General features: G+C 67.7%; 12 protein-coding genes. 8 read left to right on the top strand and 4 right to left on the bottom strand.

All coding sequences use genetic code 11. From position 1 onward, the window contains the following. Positions 1-117 precede the first annotated feature (117 nt). Together ACIQC9_RS02685 and ACIQC9_RS02680 are read left to right on the top strand one after the other, a co-directional pair. The gene (locus ACIQC9_RS02685; RefSeq protein ID WP_400612129.1) at positions 118-1,458 is read left to right on the top strand and encodes an MFS transporter; all 1,341 of its coding nucleotides are present in this window, start codon (positions 118-120) and stop codon (positions 1,456-1,458) included. Between the two features lie 4 nt (positions 1,459-1,462). Further along, positions 1,463-3,307, top strand: coding sequence for a hypothetical protein (locus ACIQC9_RS02680; RefSeq protein ID WP_400612127.1), 1,845 nt, complete (start codon positions 1,463-1,465; stop codon positions 3,305-3,307). On the opposite strand, the gene ACIQC9_RS02675 is transcribed toward ACIQC9_RS02680, so the two are convergent. From ACIQC9_RS02675 to ACIQC9_RS02660, 4 genes are all read right to left on the bottom strand, one after another. Next, positions 3,308-4,885 (bottom strand): carboxylesterase/lipase family protein, encoded by a 1,578-nt coding sequence (locus ACIQC9_RS02675; protein ID WP_400612125.1) that lies wholly within the window; start codon positions 4,883-4,885, stop codon positions 3,308-3,310. It abuts the gene before it with no gap. A 13-nt stretch (positions 4,886-4,898) separates the two neighbouring features. Continuing rightward, entirely contained in the window at positions 4,899-5,798 is a 900-nt protein-coding gene (locus ACIQC9_RS02670) for a LysR substrate-binding domain-containing protein (RefSeq protein ID WP_400615361.1), read from the bottom strand. Between the two features lie 66 nt (positions 5,799-5,864). Then, positions 5,865-6,809, bottom strand: coding sequence for a 5-dehydro-4-deoxyglucarate dehydratase (kdgD, locus tag ACIQC9_RS02665; protein ID WP_400612124.1), 945 nt, complete (start codon positions 6,807-6,809; stop codon positions 5,865-5,867). 136 nt (positions 6,810-6,945) lie between these two features. Continuing rightward, a complete protein-coding gene (locus ACIQC9_RS02660) occupies positions 6,946-9,438 on the bottom strand; it encodes a glycoside hydrolase family 3 N-terminal domain-containing protein (RefSeq protein WP_400612122.1) in 2,493 nt (830 codons plus the stop codon). Positions 9,439-9,594: 156 nt separating this feature from the next. On the opposite strand from ACIQC9_RS02660, the gene ACIQC9_RS02655 reads away from it, so the two are divergent. The 6 genes from ACIQC9_RS02655 to ACIQC9_RS02630 are packed head-to-tail and all read left to right on the top strand — an operon-like array spanning position 9,595 to position 15,660. Then, positions 9,595-10,335: a DUF4129 domain-containing protein gene (locus ACIQC9_RS02655; RefSeq protein ID WP_400612120.1), complete on the top strand. Its 741-nt coding sequence runs from the start codon at positions 9,595-9,597 to the stop codon at positions 10,333-10,335. Then, positions 10,332-11,552: a DUF4350 domain-containing protein gene (locus ACIQC9_RS02650; RefSeq protein WP_400612118.1), complete on the top strand. Its 1,221-nt coding sequence runs from the start codon at positions 10,332-10,334 to the stop codon at positions 11,550-11,552. Before ACIQC9_RS02655 ends, ACIQC9_RS02650 begins: the two co-directional genes overlap by 4 nt. Then, on the top strand, positions 11,539-12,495 hold the full coding sequence (locus tag ACIQC9_RS02645; RefSeq protein ID WP_400612116.1) for an AAA family ATPase: 957 nt from the start codon (positions 11,539-11,541) through the stop codon (positions 12,493-12,495). The genes ACIQC9_RS02650 and ACIQC9_RS02645 overlap by 14 nt, the downstream gene beginning before the upstream one ends. Then, positions 12,492-13,799, top strand: a complete 1,308-nt coding sequence (locus ACIQC9_RS02640; protein ID WP_400612114.1) for a DUF58 domain-containing protein — start codon at positions 12,492-12,494, stop codon at positions 13,797-13,799. The genes ACIQC9_RS02645 and ACIQC9_RS02640 overlap by 4 nt, the downstream gene beginning before the upstream one ends. Further along, positions 13,796-14,785 (top strand): stage II sporulation protein M, encoded by a 990-nt coding sequence (locus ACIQC9_RS02635; RefSeq protein WP_400612112.1) that lies wholly within the window; start codon positions 13,796-13,798, stop codon positions 14,783-14,785. The genes ACIQC9_RS02640 and ACIQC9_RS02635 overlap by 4 nt, the downstream gene beginning before the upstream one ends. Continuing rightward, entirely contained in the window at positions 14,782-15,660 is an 879-nt protein-coding gene (locus ACIQC9_RS02630; protein WP_400612111.1) for an RDD family protein, read from the top strand. The genes ACIQC9_RS02635 and ACIQC9_RS02630 overlap by 4 nt, the downstream gene beginning before the upstream one ends. The last annotated feature ends 27 nt before the right edge of the window (positions 15,661-15,687 follow it).

Raw genomic sequence — 15,687 nt, 5'->3', positions numbered from 1 at the left:
GCTTAGACGCCGCCTATCCCCGGTCCCTATCGTGCCGCCAGACGTCCGAAGAGGCGTGAGAGGAAACGCGATCCGCGACGGCCCCGCGCCGCCGGTTCGCCCATCGGGAGGCCGCGAATGACCCAGCCGCAGACAGAGGCCAAGCCCGCCCCCCGATCCCGGATGCGCTACTGGATCCTGTTGCTGATCTTTGTGATCACCACGATCAACTACGCCGACCGCGCCACCTTCTCGATCGCCGGCGATGCGGCGTCCGGAGATCTGGGGCTCAGCCCGATCCAGATGGGCTACATCCTCTCGGCCTTCGCATGGGCCTATGTGCTGGGCCAGATCCCGGGCGGTGCCCTGCTCGACAAGTTCGGCACCAAACTCATCTACACACTGGCGATCGCCTTCTGGTCGCTCTTCACCCTGTTTCAGGGCTTCTCCGGCTTCATCACAGGCGGCGCGGTCGTTGCGACCCTGTTCGCCCTGCGCTTCGCCGTCGGTCTGGCGGAATCGCCCTCCTTCCCCGGCAACGCCAGACTGGTCGCCGCGTGGTTCCCCGGATCGGAGCGCGGCACGGCCTCGGCTATTTTCAACTCGGCCCAGTATTTCTCGCTGGTGGCGTTCGCGCCGCTGATGGGGTGGCTGGTCCACACCTTCGATTGGCACTCGGTCTTCTTTGTCATGGGCGGCCTCGGCATTCTGGCGGCCATCATCTTCTGGAAGGTGATCAGCAGCCCCGCCGACCATCCCGGCGTGAACAAGGCCGAGCTGGACCACATCGAGGCCGGCGGCGGCCTGATCAACATGGAGACCAGCGCCGCGACGAAGTCCGCCTCGTTCAACTGGCACAACGTCAAACAGGTGCTGGGCAGTCGCATGCTGATCGGCGTCTTCATCGGCCAGTACGGCATCAATGTGCTGACCTATTTCTTCGTCACATGGTTTCCGATCTATCTGGTCAAGGAGCGTGGCCTGTCGATCCTGGACGCCGGCTTCGCCGCAGCCGCCCCGGCCCTGTGCGGTTTCGTGGGCGGCGTTCTTGGCGGCGTCATTTCGGACCAGTTGCTGAAGAAGACCGGCTCGCTCACCATCGCCCGCAAGACGCCGCTCCTGATCGGCATGGTCCTGTCGGCCGCCATCATCGCCTGCGCGTACATCCAGGAATCGTGGCTGGTCATCGTGGTCATGGCCATCGCCTTCTTCGGCAAGGGCATCGCCTCGCTGGGCTGGGCGGTCGTATCCGATACCTCGCCGCGAGAGTTCATCGGCGTGACCGGCGGCATCTTCAACACCTTCGGCAATACGGCCGGCATCGTGACGCCCATCGTCATCGGCTACATCGTCTCGGCGACCGGGTCGTTCGACGGGGGTCTGTGGTTCGTGGGCCTGCACTGCATTCTGGTGATCGCCGCCTACTTCCTGATCACGGGCAAGATCGAGCGTCTGACGCTCAAGTCTTCGGAGGGCTGAGCCGATGAAATCCAGCCGTCGCGCATTTCTGGCGGGCGCTTCCGCCGTCGCACTCGGCGCGGCCGCCGCACCGGTTCGCGCCGCTGAAACCGTGCGTATCGTTTCGCCGATGGCGGCGCCCGACTGGGCCCTGTTGCAGCGCGAGCTGCTACGCGTCTCGGCCGAAGCCTGCGCCGTCTATTACGCGCGCTATTTCGACGAGCGCGGCTACTTCCTGCACTTCGAACGCTGGGGGGCCAACGACGGCCCCGACGACACGATCGAGAACGTCAACGACTGGCCCCAGCTGCATGCGCTGGGTGCGCCCGACAGCATCAAGGCCATGTACACCCAGGCGTGGGAAGGCCACCTCCGCCAGTTTACGGCGGCGAAGACGGTCGATGTCGAGATCGGCCGTCAGGGCATGTTCTACAAGGAGTTCCACGTTCAGAACGACTGGCAGCATCACTCCGAAGAGATGACGCTGTTCAACGTTCAGGGCCTGTCTGATCCCTACAACCCCCGCTTCCGTGACCGCGCGCGACGCTTCGCCGGCCTGTACATGGGCGAGGATCCGGACGCGCCGAACTATGATCCCGAACACAAGATCATACGCAGCCTGATGAATGGCAGCCGGGGTCCCCTTCTGCGCAAGGCGACCGCGCTGGATTGGGCCGGCGATCCGTTCGACACGCGGGGCTTCCATCTGGGCCACGGCGAGGATTCCTACGCCCAGTTTCTGGAGCACTACGAAGAGTACACCGACGTCGTCGGCGACCATCCGCTGAACCTGTTCTCCACGACCCTGGCGCTGAACGCCTACATGCTGGAGCACGAGCCCAAATATCGCGACTGGTTGCTGGGCTATGTCGATGCGTGGGCGCAAAGGGCGCGGGCCAACGACGACATCCTGCCCTCGAATGTCGGACTGGACGGCGCGACGGGTTCGGCTGCCGACGGCAGGTGGTGGGGCGGGGCCTATGGCTGGGGCTTCTCGCCGATCAATCCGTCAAACGGTCAGCGCGAAGACAGAAACCGCGTCCAACGCACGATCCTCGGCTTCTTCAACGCCTATCTGCTGACCGGCGACGACAAGTATCTGGACACCTGGCGACGCCAGACGGACCGGATCAACGCCCAGCGCCGCACGGTCGACGGCAAGGTCCAGACACCGGGCATGTATGGCCCCGAAGGCTGGTACGGCTGGCGCAACGGCCTGAACCAGGCGAACACGCTGGATATCTGGTGGTTCTCGATGAAGGAGAGCGACCGCCGTCGCGCGCCCGATCATCCGTGGGTCAGCTACCTCGAAGGTCGCAACGCCGACTACCCGGCGACCGCGCTGCGCGAGGATCTGGCCGAGGTCTACAAGCGCGCCGACGCGCAGCGTAAGGACACGACGGCGCCGGACACCCGATTGGCCGACGCGGTCATGGACCAGAACCCGGCGCAGGTGACGGCGCTGATGCAGACCATGATGGGGGCGCTGCACATTGCGCGGCCCGCGTGGTCGTCGACCTCATCCGGATCGGGCGGCTCGCCCCTCTACGCCCGCCTGCGCTACTTCGACCCCGCCCGTGGCCGCGCCGGCGTGCCCGAAGATGTGGCGGCGCTGGTGGACAGCATGACCGCCGATGAGACCGCCGTCACCCTGATCAATCTCAGCCCCACCCAACCCCGCACCGTCGTGGTTCAGGGCGGGGGCTACGGCGAGCACCGCATCCGATCGGTCGCGATCGGGGACACCCGCCATCCGGTCGACGGCGATCACTTCACCCTGCGGCTGGAGCCCGGCGCCGGCGCGAGACTGGTGCTCGCCATGGACCGCTACGTGAACCAGCCCTCTCTCGCCTTCCCGTGGGACCGTTGATCAGGTCCCCTGCTTGAGGAAGGGCGCCGTCTGGAACAGGCGGCGCTCATCGGCGCGGGGATCGTTCTCCACCCGACTGTCGACGTCGAAGATCATCGTCGCCCGTTCCGGCAGGGTATAGCGACCCCAAGCCGGGATCGCCCGGTTGTTCGGATCGCCCGTCCGCGCAAAGGCGATGAAGGTCTCGCTCATGGCCTCGGCCACGCGCAGCGCCTCCGGGCCTGTCCCTGTCTTCGACGTCGGCTTGTCGCAGTTGTCGAACGCTAGGGCGATGTCGAAGCTGTGGTAGGCGCGCAGTCGCGGATCGACCGGCGAGCCGAAGTTCAGCTGGTACATCCACGTCGGCCCGTTCAGCTTCGCCCGCTCTTCGGCCTGTATCAGATGCCCCGGCCGCGATCGCCCGCAGGTGACGGCGGCAAAGAAGACGTCGCTGGGCGACATCTCGGGAAACTGGCGACGGTACCAGTCGACGACGAACTGCGCGTTCATGTCGACGACCAGCTCTGGAGCCAGCTTCGCCGCCACCGTGTCCCACGTCAGGCTGAAGTTGGAGGCGTCGCCCGCGGTGAAGGCCCTGCCCTCGTCGTGCGTATTGCCGATGATCATCGGGATATGGGCCGACTCCCTCGGCGCGTCCGGCACGAAGGGGTGTCGCGGCAGGGTGTCGTGGTCCATCACCGACCAGAAGTAGATGTCCCCTTTCTCGATGGGATCATCCATCTGCAGGACCTCGACCAGCCGCGCCGTCGGCAGGGTCGTGAGCTCCGCCGCGCGCTCGGGTGTCAGGCCGACATGATCCAGCACCCGCCGGATGCGCAGCTCGGCATGCCGGGGGCCCATGGCCGTGACGTGCTGGCCGCTCATGGTGATCAGCTTGTGATACAGGCCCGCCGCCGACGGCATGGCCATCAGGGTCACCAGCTTTCCCCCGCCGCCGGACTGGCCGAAGACCATCACATTGCCCGGGTCGCCGCCGAACTCGGCGATGTTGTCCCGCACCCACTCCAGGGCCAGCAGCAGGTCCAGATTTCCCACGCTGCCAGACCTCGCGAACTCCCCGCCCAGCAGCTGGCCCAAGCCGTTGTAGCCGAACACGTTCAGGCGATGGTTCAGCGTCACGACCACGACATCGCCGCGCCGGCACAGGGCGACGCCGTCGTACAGCGGGCTGGACCCCGAACCGTTCGCATGCGCCCCGCCGTGGACATAGACCATGACCGGCCGACTGCCGCCGTCGCGCAGCTCGGGCGTCCAGACGTTGAGGAACAGGCAGTCCTCGCTCTGGTTCGGCTCGCTGCTCTTCTGCGGAGACGCCGCGCCGTATTCGGTCGCGTCGAGGATTTCGCTCCACGCCTCCGGCTTTACCGCCGGGCGGAAGCGCCGCGTGCTGGTGTCGGCGCCATAGCGCACGCCCTTGAAGACCTTGATGTCCCGATCGAGGTAGCCGCGCACCCGCCCATGCCGGGTCGTCGCGACGGGCGCCGCCGGCTGCGCATGGACCGCCGGGGCAAGGACCGAAATCGCCGCCGCGCCGCCAAGGGCGCAAACCGTTCTGCGGGAAGGCGTCGACTGGTCCATGGCTCGTCCTCGTCTAGGTGGGCGTTTCCCCGACCTCAGCCTCGATGAGGTCGAGCAAGGGTTTCAGGCTGGGATTGTCGTTGTCGCGGCGCCAGGCGACGAAAAGCTCGACCGGTTCGACCGGCACGGTGTTCAGCGGACGGAATTCGACCCCGTCGAAGTGCAGGCGCATCGCCGCCTGCGGCACCACAGCCGCTCCAATCCGCGCGTGGACGAGAGCAAGGATCGAATGGATCTGGCTCATGTGCTGGACATAGAGCGGGGACACATCCACCGCGTCGAACATGCCGATCAGCATGTCATGGAAGTAGCCGGCGCCCTCGGGCGAATACATCACCATCGGCAGGGCGTCGAAGTCGGTCAGCTCGATCGTCGCCTTCTCCAGCCGGGGATCGCCGGACGGCAGCGCCGCCACCAAGGGCTCTGACAGCACACGCACCTTGTCGAACTCGGGCCGGGTCAGCGGCGGCCGCACCAGACCCAGATCGATCCGCCCGGTCACCAGCGCCTCGATCTGCTCGCCCGACACCAGCTCTCTCAGCGTCAGATCGACATTGGGCAGCCGCGTCCGCGCCAGATCGACCAGTCTTGGCAGGAAGCTGTAGCCCGAGGCCGCCGTGAAGCCGACGGCCACCCTGCCCGCGTCCCCACTCGCGATCCGCCGCGTCGCCAGCGCCGCGCTGTCGGCCAGCCGCAGGATGCGCCGCGCCTCGATCAGGAAGGCTCGCCCGGCCGCGGTCAGCCGCACCGAGCGGCTGGTCCGGTCCAGAAGCTGTACCCCCAGAATACGCTCCAGCAATTGCACCTGCCGGCTCAGCGGCGGCTGGGTCATGTTCAGGCGTTGGGCGGCGCGCCCGAAGTGGAGCTCCTCCGCCACGGCGACGAAGCAACGAAGTTGGCTGAGTTCGAACATGGTCACGCCCATTCTTGGTCGGGACCGTCAGCTTTAGGCCGTCCGGCGCTCACCGGACAGGCCTTCTCAGGCGTTCGCCGCGAGCTTGGGCGCGTCCGGCTGAACGCGGGCGATCAGCGCCTTTAGCTCCGCCAGTTCGCCATCGCTCAGATCGACCAGCGGCGTGCGCACCGGCCCGGCCGTCCGGCCGATCGCGGTCATGCCCGCCTTGACGATGGACACGGCGTAGCCCCGGCCACGGTTCCGCAGGGCGATGTAGGGCAGCACGAACTCGCGAAGGCCGCTCATGATCGTGGCGTGATCGCGGGCGCGGACGGCGCGATAGAAGTTCAGCGCGAAGTCCGGCACGAAGTTGAAGATGGCCGAAGAATAGGTCGTCACGCCCATCTCCAGATACGCGGGTGCAAAGGTCTCGGCCGTCGGCAGGCCGCCGATGTAGGTCAGCCGGTCGCCCATGCGCGCATAGACCCGCATCATCAGCTCAATGTCGCCCACGCCGTCCTTGAACCCGACGAGGTTCGGATTGCGGTCGCACAGCTTCGCCAGCGTGTCTTCGTTGAGGATCGCGTTGTCGCGGTTGTAGACGATGACGCCCAGCTTCGTGGACTTGCACACCGCTTCGATGTGGGCCGCCAGACCCTCCTGCCCCGGGACCATCAGATAGGGCGGCAGCAGCAGGATGCCGTCAGCGCCGGCCGCCTCGGCCGACCTGGCCAGATCGACGGCGATCGCCGTCCCATAGCCGCAGCCCGCCACCACCGGCGTGCGCCCGGCCGTTTCGGCCACGGCGGCTCTCACCACCTGCTCGACCTCGGTCGGCTGCAGTGAGAAGAACTCACCGGTGCCCCCGGCGGCGAACAGGCCGGCGAGCTCATACTCCAGCATCCACGCGCAATGCTCGCGATAGTCCTTTTCAACGAAGCGCTGCTCGCGGTCGAAGTGGGTGACCGGAAAGGACAGCAGGCCGCCGCCGATCGTGGCGGCCATCTCCGCAGGCGTCATTCTGGACATCGACTTCCTCGCTCAATGACGGCCCTCGCCGCCCGGCGCTGTAGTCGCGCCCTGAGCCAGAACGGTATCGACCGCCCTCGCGCGGGTCTAAGCCAAAGCCGCTATCGACCGATGCGGCTTTTGGCTTGATGCGCGATCACGTCGCCGGACAGACCGTGTCGTTGTTGTTCGGCGCCAGCCGGATGTCCTCGACCGTGATGGTCAGGGCCCCTGTCGCGGCGAGCACGAAGGGCACGTCGGCCGACGCCACATTGGCCCCCGCATCCCGGAAACAGGACAGCCGCACCTTCATCGTCCGCCACTCGCCCGTCGGAGCCGCAGCCAGCAGGTCGGTGATCGGCACAGCCGCTGATCCCACACCGAGATGCACCGGTCCCTGAGCCGGCGCATCGACGCGATAGCGGAAGGACAGGGCCAGTTCGCCGTTCGCCTGCCGGGTCAGATCAACGGGCGCGCCCGCAACCACCGCCTGGCTCGGCCCTGTAAAGGTCAGGGTGCGGGCGGACTCCTGCGCAGACCCGTCACTGACCGCCAGCCGCAGCAGGCCGCGCGGCGACTGGGCCGTACGCTCGGAGTTCATGCGGAACTCGCCCCCGCCATCGCGCAGCATGAACGACCACGGCGACACCATGCGGCCGTCGACCAGATAGCGATCGACCGTCGAGGTCTCGCCGCCCACACCCGACTCCTCGGAAAGGGCGCCCACCGATGCGGGCGCGGCATAGGTCAGACCGTAGCCATAGGCGAACTGCGGGTCATAACCCGGCTGGCCGACATTCAGCGGCTGGCCGGCCGCCGTCTTCGGCCAGCTGAAGGACAACGTTCCCTTGAAGTCGTTGCGTGCCTTGCCCTCACGGTCGCCGATCAGGACGTCGGCCACGCCGCCGCCCTCGGTTCCCGGCAGCCAGGCGGCGACGAAAGCGTCGGACTGGTTGATTTCCGGATTGGTCCAGAGCGGTCGGCCGGACAGGAAGACCGACACCGTCGGAATACCCGCAGCCTTGAGCTTGCGAAGGGTTTCCAGCGGCCCTTCCGGCGCGAAGTCCAGATTGTCCAGATCTCCCTGGAATTCGGCGTAGGGCGTCTCGCCGAACACGACGATGGCCACGTCCGGCTTGTCGGTGAAGGCGCCGTCTGCGCTCAGCGAGGCCTGACCGCCCGCGGCTTTCACCGCCTCCTCGATCCCGGCCCAGATCGACTGGCCCTGCGGGAAGTCGGCGTTGGTGTTCCCCGTTCCCTGCCAGCTCAGGGTCCAGCCGCCCGCCGCCTGACCGATGTCGTCCGCCGCGGTCCCGGCCACCAGTACCCGCGCGCCGGCGCGGATCGGCAGGACCGAGCCTTCGTTCTTCAGCAGCACCAGCGATTCCCGCACGGCCCTGCGGGCCAGCGCCCGGTGCTCGGCCGAGCCGATCACCTCCAGACGACCCTCGACCGGACGCTCTTCGCGGAACACGCCGGCCTTGACCTTGGCGCGCAGGATCCGCGTCACCGCCTCGTCCAGCCGCGCCATCGGAATCTCGCCCGACTTCACCTGCGCGAGCGTGCTGTCGTACAGCGCCTTCCAGCTGTCCGGCGCCATCAGCATGTCGATGCCGGCGATGATCGCCTGCGGGCAGCTTTCGTTCGAACAGCCCGGCAGCTGGCCGTGGGCGTTCCAGTCCGACACCACGAAGCCGTCGAAGCCCAGTGGGCCATGCAGCACGTCACGCAGGATGCCGGCGTTGCCCGAGTGCTTGACCCCGTTCCAGCTCGAGAAGCTGGCCATCACCGACAGCACCCCGGCGTCGATCGCCGCCGGATAGCCGCCCAGATGGATGTCGATCAGCTCCTGTTCGGTCCCCTGAAAGTCGCCCTGATCCTTGCCGCCGGCTGTGCCGCCGTCCGCCAGATAGTGTTTGGCCGACCCGGCGATGCGCCCCGGCGCCAGCGAACCGTCTGCCGACAGCTCGCCCTGCAAGCCCAGCGTCATAGGCCCGGCATAGGCGCGCTGCACTTCGGGATTCTCGGAATAGCCCTCATAGGTGCGGCCCCAGCGATCGTCCTGCGGCACGGCGAGCGTCGGCCCGAAGGTCCAGTCCGCGCCCGTCGCGGCGACTTCCAGCGCGGTAGCCACGCCGATGTCATGGATCAGTTGCGGATCACGCGCCGCGCCCAGTCCGATGTTGTGCGGAAAGATGGTCGCGCCGGGCACATTGTTGTGCCCGTGCACGGCGTCGATGCCGTAGATCAGCGGCACCTTGGCCCCCGGACGTGCCGCCGCCGCCGCGCGGAAGGCCTGCGCCAGCTCCACCCATTTCGCCGCCGGCGCCTTGTCGTCGCCCCACGGCCCGGAGCTGCCGCCCGCGAGGATCGAGCCGAGCGGATACTGCGCCAGATCGGCGGGCGTCACCGACGAGATGTCGCCCTGGATGATCTGGCCCACCTTCTCCTCGACCGTCAGCCGCGAAAGCAGATCGGCGACGAAGGCCTCGGTGCGCGGGTCGCTCATGGCGTCCGGCGATGCGGCTCGGGGCCAGCGGTCCGGATGGGTGAGAACGTTCTCAGAAGCCGGCGTCGAAACCTGCGCAAAGGCGACGGCGGGCGTGGCCAGTGCAAGTGTCAGGGCAAGTAGGGAGGCGGCGGTGCGCATGGGATCTGTCCGTTTCCTCTGGCCGCGATTCGAGCCGCCGCCGTTATGGCTCCGCGATTGACGGACGCCGTTCTTGGTCGATGACAGGACTATCGAGGCAACCGTCGCGGTTTGGCAAACGCCCATGTCGCCGCACAGGCGGTACGGAAACCGAATGTGAAGGCTTCGGAACTGTCGAAAACGGCGTTCTCGCCGCTCGACTTCCGGATTTCCAGCGGGCATCGTTCCACCCGCATGGGGCGCAAGGTGCAGGTCATTAACGCGGCGGACGCGAGCGGTTCCGCCGCGGGCAGCGGTGATTTCGCCGCGGCTCACGCGGCCGTTTCCGCCGACAAGTCCCTGCAGTTCGAGATCGCGGCCATCCCCCCGCCCCCGCCCCCGCCGGGCTGGCTGAAGGGACTGCTTGAATTCTTCGGCGCCATGGCGCCGGTGTTCGAGATCCTGTTCTGGCTCGGGGTCGCCGCCATCGTAGGCGCGCTGCTCTGGCTGATCGTGCGGGAAGTGCTGCGCATCCGCCTGCCGGATTCGAAGAAGGCGAAAGCGAAGGCAGCCGAACCGGAGTGGCGTCCGACATCTGCGGCCGCTCTGGCCTTGCTGTCCGACGCGGACGCACTGGCCGAGCAGGGGCGTTTCGCCGAAGCGGTTCACCTGATCCTGTTGCGCAGCATCGGCGACATCGATGCGCGAGTGCCGAACCTCGTTCGCCCCGCCTTCACCTCTCGCGACATCGGCGGGCTGAGCCGCCTTCCGGAAGCCGCCCGCCCGGCGTTCCACCGCATCGCACAGGTGGTGGAGGCCAGTCTGTTCGGCGGGCGCGACGTCGACCGCGAGACCTTCACCGCCTGCCGGCAGGCCTACGAGGCTTTCGCCTTCCCCGACGTGTGGAGGCGCGCGTGACGGAGGCCGTCTCGTCAAAAGCCCAGGCGGTGTTCCGGCCCGTCGTCGTGATCGCGCTGGTTCTGGCTGCGGTTTTCGCCCTGTCGGGCATCGGCGTCCTCGGCGCCTTCGCCCCGGAACTGGACAAGGGCGACGACGGCCGGGCCCACGCCCTGTCGAAGTCCGCGATCGGATATGCCGGCGTCGTTCGCCTGCTGAAGGATACAGGCAAGACGGTCGTCCTCAGCCGGGGCTTTCGCACGGGCTACTCGGACACGCTGGTGATCCTGGCGCCCCCGCCCGAAGCCGACAGAAAGATGCTCGACGCCGCCCGGCAGGGGCCGGACGCCACCCTGATCATCCTGCCCAAATGGCAGGCGATGGGCGATCCCCGGCATCGGGGATGGGTCGGCCCCGTGGCGCAGATCGGTTCAAAAGATGTGCTGACGGCCCTGCCCGAGGACCTTCGCAAGGACCTGACGCTCACCACGACGCCCGGTCGAAGCGTACCCCAGCTTCAACGGAACGGCGGGTTCACCCCCGGCGCGCCCGTGGAGGGTCTGCGCACCCTTTCCGGCCCGGGCTGGAATCCGGTCATCGAGGACGGAAGCCGGCGTGCCATCCTCGCCTATCATGAAGACACTGGCATCTATGTCCTCTCAGACCCGGACCTGCTCAATACCCGCGGGTTGAACGACGCCGCCAAGGCGCGAACCGCCCTTGCAGTGATCGACGCGATCGTGCCGGGCGACAGCGTGGTGTTCGACCTCTCGCTGAACGGCTTCGGCCGGCCGCGCAGCGTCCTGCGCCTGCTGCTTGAGCCGCCCCTGCTCGGCTTCACCCTGTGTCTGCTGGCCGCCGTGGCGCTGGTGGGCTGGCAGGCGGCGGTCCGGTTCGCACCGCACCGGCATACGCGCCGGGCCGTGGCGCTGGGCAAGAAGGCGCTGGCTGACAACACGGCGGCGCTCGTCCGGCTGGCCCGCCGCGAAAAAAGCATGGCCGCGCCCTATGCGGAACTGATGCGGGGTCAGGCGGCCAAGGCCGTGTCCGCCCCGCCCAATCTGTCGCGCGAGGCTCTGACCGCCCTGCTCGACCGCCTCGCCGCCCGACAGGGCGCAACCACCTCTTACGACGCCCTCGCCGCCGAGGCGGACAAGGCGTCCAACGCGAACGACCTGATGACGGTCGCCCGCGCCCTGAACACCTGGAAATCGGAGATGACGCGTGGACGTGGCTGAAGTCGGGGCGATCGCCGCCCGTATACGCGCAGAGGTCTCCAAGGCCGTGGTCGGCCAGACCGGGACGGTGGACCTGATGCTGACCGCCCTGTTCTGTGGCGGGCATATCCTGCTGGAGGGACCGCCCGGGACCGCCAAGACCCTGCTGGCCCAGAGCTTCTCCCGCGCGCTCGATCTTCAATTCGGCCGCATCCAGTTCACGCCAGACCTGATGCCCGGCGACATCCTCGGGTCCAACATCTTCAACTTCCAGACCTCGACCTTCACCCTCACCCGCGGCCCGGTCTTCTGCGACCTGCTGCTGGCCGACGAGATCAACCGCACCCCGCCCAAGACACAGGCGGCCCTGTTGGAGGCGATGCAGGAGCGGTCGGTCACCGTCGATGGCGACACCCACCCGCTCAGCGATCGCTTCACCGTCATCGCCACCCAGAACCCCATCGAACAGCAGGGCGTCTATCCCCTGCCTGAGGCCCAACTGGATCGCTTTCTTTTCAAACAGGTGCTCGACTATCCGTCGCGCGAGGATGAGCTGCGGATCGTCGAATCCCACGGCTCGCACGCCGGCATGCCGGACCCGGTCGCGCTCGGCGTTCAGCCCGTCGCGGACGCCGCCGCCCTGTCGGCGGCCATCGCCACCGTCGGTCAGGTGCGGCTGTCGCCAGAGATCGGCGGGTATGTCGTGGACCTGATCCGCGCCACCCGCGAGAGCGCCGACCTGCAGACCGGCGCCTCGCCGCGTTCCGGCGCCATGTTGTCGCTGGCGGCCCGGGCGCGTGCGGTGCTGGAAGGTCGGGACTTCGTGATCCCGGATGACGTGAAGGGCCTCGCCCTGCCCGCCCTGCGCCACAAGGTCGTCCTGTCACCCGCCGCGGAGATCGAGGGCCGCCGCGCCGAGAACGTGATCGCCGCCCTGATCGATACGGTCCCCGCCCCGCGATGATCTACCCCACGCGCCCCTGCGTGCTGGCCGCCCTGATCGGCGCCCCCCTGGCCCTGGTCGCTGCACTCATGCAGCCGAACCTGTGGCTGGCGGCGCCCGGCTGGCTGCTGGGTCTGGGGTTGCTGATGGTGGTCGATGCGGTGCTGGCCGCGCCGGCGCGCTCAGCCGACGTAAGACTGGACGTCCCCGGCTATCTCGCCGTCGCCGCGCCGTCGGAAGCGCGGCTGATCGTCGACTTCGGTAACGGTCGGGCGGTCCACCAGAAGCTGGAGGCGGCGCTCGATGCCGAGGCCCGTGTCGGTCTGGAGCAGTCGCGTGGCAGACGGGTATCCGAGACTGAGTTCGCCTTCCCGCTGAAACCTGAGCGCCGCGGGACCGCGATATTCAACGAGGCCATCGTGCGCTGGCGCGGGCCGCTGGGCCTGATCTGGCGTCAGACGCGCCGCCCTCTCCCCGTGCAAACCCCGGTCGGCAGCGACATTCGCCGCATCGAGGACGAAGCCTTGCGGATGTTCAGCCGCGACGACCAGCATGGCGCTAAGGTCCAACTCGATGTGGGCGAAGGCGCCGAGTTCCACGCCCTGCGCGACTTCCATTCCGGCATGGACCGGCGGACCGTCGACTGGAAGCAGTCCGCCCGTCACCACACCCTGCTGGCCAAGGAGTTCCGCATCGAGCGCAATCACCAGGTGGTCATGGCGCTGGACTGCGGGCGCACGATGAGCGAGCCGGTCGACGGCGCGCCCCGCATCGACCGCGCCATCCACGGCGCCCTGATCCTCGCCTACGCCTCCCTGCGCGGGGGCGACCGGGCGGGTCTGTTCGCCTTCGACGGACGCCCACGGCTGTCGACCGGTGCGGTGACCGGAGTGGGCGCCTTCCCCCTGCTGGTGCGGCAGGCGGCGAACATCGACTACGGAACCGAAGAGACCAACTACGCCTTCGGCCTGACCAGTCTGTCGGCTACTCTGAAGCGCCGTTCGCTGATCGTCATCTTCACCGAGTTCGCGGATTCGACGTCCGCCGAACTGATGATCGAGAGCGTCGGCCGCCTGATCCGCAAACATCTGGTCCTGTTCGTGGTGATGCGGGATGACGAGCTGGAAGGACTGGTCTCCGCTGTTCCCGAGACGCCCGAGGACGTCTCCCGCGCCGTGGTCGCCGCCACCCTGTTGAGAGAACGCGACGTCGTCCTCGGCCGCCTGCGCCGACTGGGCGCGCACATCGTCGAGGCCCCGGCGGATCGCCTCGGACCGGAGGCGCTGAACGTCTATCTCGACCTTAAGCGACGGGATCTGCTGTGATCGACATCGAGCTGAAAAGTCAGCGCTTTCGGAGCGAGCGGCAGGCCGACTGGAAGCGGCTGGAGGGGCTGGTCGACAAGGCTGAAACCCGGTCGCCTTCAGCCCTGTCCGACGGCGAAATCCTCGCCATGCCGGTGCTCTACCGGTCGACCCTGTCGTCCCTGTCCGTCGCCCGCGCCACCTCTCTGGACGCCGGCCTGATCGCCTATCTCGAGAGCCTCTCCGCCCGCGCCTATTTCTTCGTCTACGGCGCCCGCTCAACGCCGCAGGAACAGCTGGGCCGCTTCTTCGCCCGCGACTGGCCCGAGAGCGTCAGGACGATCTGGCGCGAGACGCTGATCGCGCTGGCCCTCACCCTGCTGGGCGTCGCCGTCGCCTGGTGGCTGGTCGGTCAGGACAGCGACTGGTTCTACGCCTTCGTCGATCATGATCTGGCGGGCGGACGCGATCCGACCGCCTCCCGAGCCGCCCTGCGCGAGACGCTCTATGACGGCGGCGGCGAGGGTCTGTCGGTGTTCGCGACCTTCCTGTTCACCCACAATGCGCAGGTCGCCCTGATGGCGTTCGCCCTCGGCTTCGCTTTCGGCGCTCCGACCATTGTGCTCCTGCTGATGAACGGAGCCATGCTGGGCGCCATGCTGCAGGTCTTCTTCGCCAGGGACCTCGGCTTCGAGTTCGTGGGCTGGCTGATGATCCACGGCGTGACCGAGTTGTTCGCCATCATCCTCGCCGGCGCGGCCGGATTACGCATCGGCTGGGCCGCCGCCTTCCCGGGCGCCAGCAGCCGTCTCGAGGCCTTGAGCGCCGCGGGCAGGATTGCAGGACCCGCGATGGTCGGCGTCGTCATCATGCTGCTGATCGCCGGGGTGCTTGAAGGCGTCGGCCGCCAGCTGATCACCAGCGACATCAACCGCTATTCGATCGCAGGCGGAACCGGCCTGCTCTGGCTCACCTACTTCTATGGCCCGCGCCGGAGCCGCGCATGACGGCGACCCACATGCATCGCGATGTCAGGGTCCAGCGCAGTCTGATCACCCCGGAAGGCGTCAACCTGAACCTCGAACTCGCCTCGATCGGCCAGAGGTTCGGCGCCCTTGTCATCGACATGGCGATCATCATCGGGGCCGTCATCATCCTGACCATCGTCGCCCTGCTGGCCGCCGCGAACGGGGCGACCACGCACGGGACCGAGATCGTCGCCATCATCTGGCTGCTGGGCCTGTTCTTCCTCCGCAACGGCTATTTCCTGTTCTTCGAGATGTCAGGTCGGGCCGCGACCTGGGGCAAGCGGGCCGTGGGCATACGCGTCGCCTCGCGCGACGGCGGCCGCCTCGGGTTCAGCGCCGTCTTCACCCGCAACGCGTTGCGTGAGCTGGAGCTGTTCCTGCCGCTGACCGTGCTGATCGGCGCGCCCATCGCCGGACAGGGCGAAGGCTGGACGGTCCTGCTCAGCCTCATCTGGTGCGGGGTCTTCGTGCTGCTGCCCATGTTCAACCGGGACAAGCTGCGGGCCGGCGACCTTGTCGCGGGCACTTGGGTGGTCAAGGCGCCGCGCCAGAAGCTGCTGCGTGACATGGCCGATGATGGCGCCGCGCACCGCAACGCCTTCGACTTCACGGTGGCCCAACTGGACGCCTACGGGGTCAAGGAGCTGCAGGTTCTGGAGCAGGTTCTGCGCACGCCCGAGCGGGCCACCGTGCGCGCGGTGGCCGACCGGATCGCCAACCGCATCGGCTACAATCGCGGCTCGGCCAGCGACATGGACTTCCTGCGCGCCTACTACCACGCCATGCGCGGACGGCTGGAAACGCGGCTGCTGATGGGCAAGCGGCGGCAAGACAAGTTCGACACGACGCACTGACCGGGTTTTGCGCCGGAAATGCGAAAC

This window comes from Brevundimonas sp. NPDC092305, assembly GCF_044755415.1.
GTDB lineage: Bacteria > Pseudomonadota > Alphaproteobacteria > Caulobacterales > Caulobacteraceae > Brevundimonas.
The sequence above is the reverse complement of the archived record's forward strand: the minus strand, read 5'-3'. Positions and strand labels throughout refer to the sequence as shown.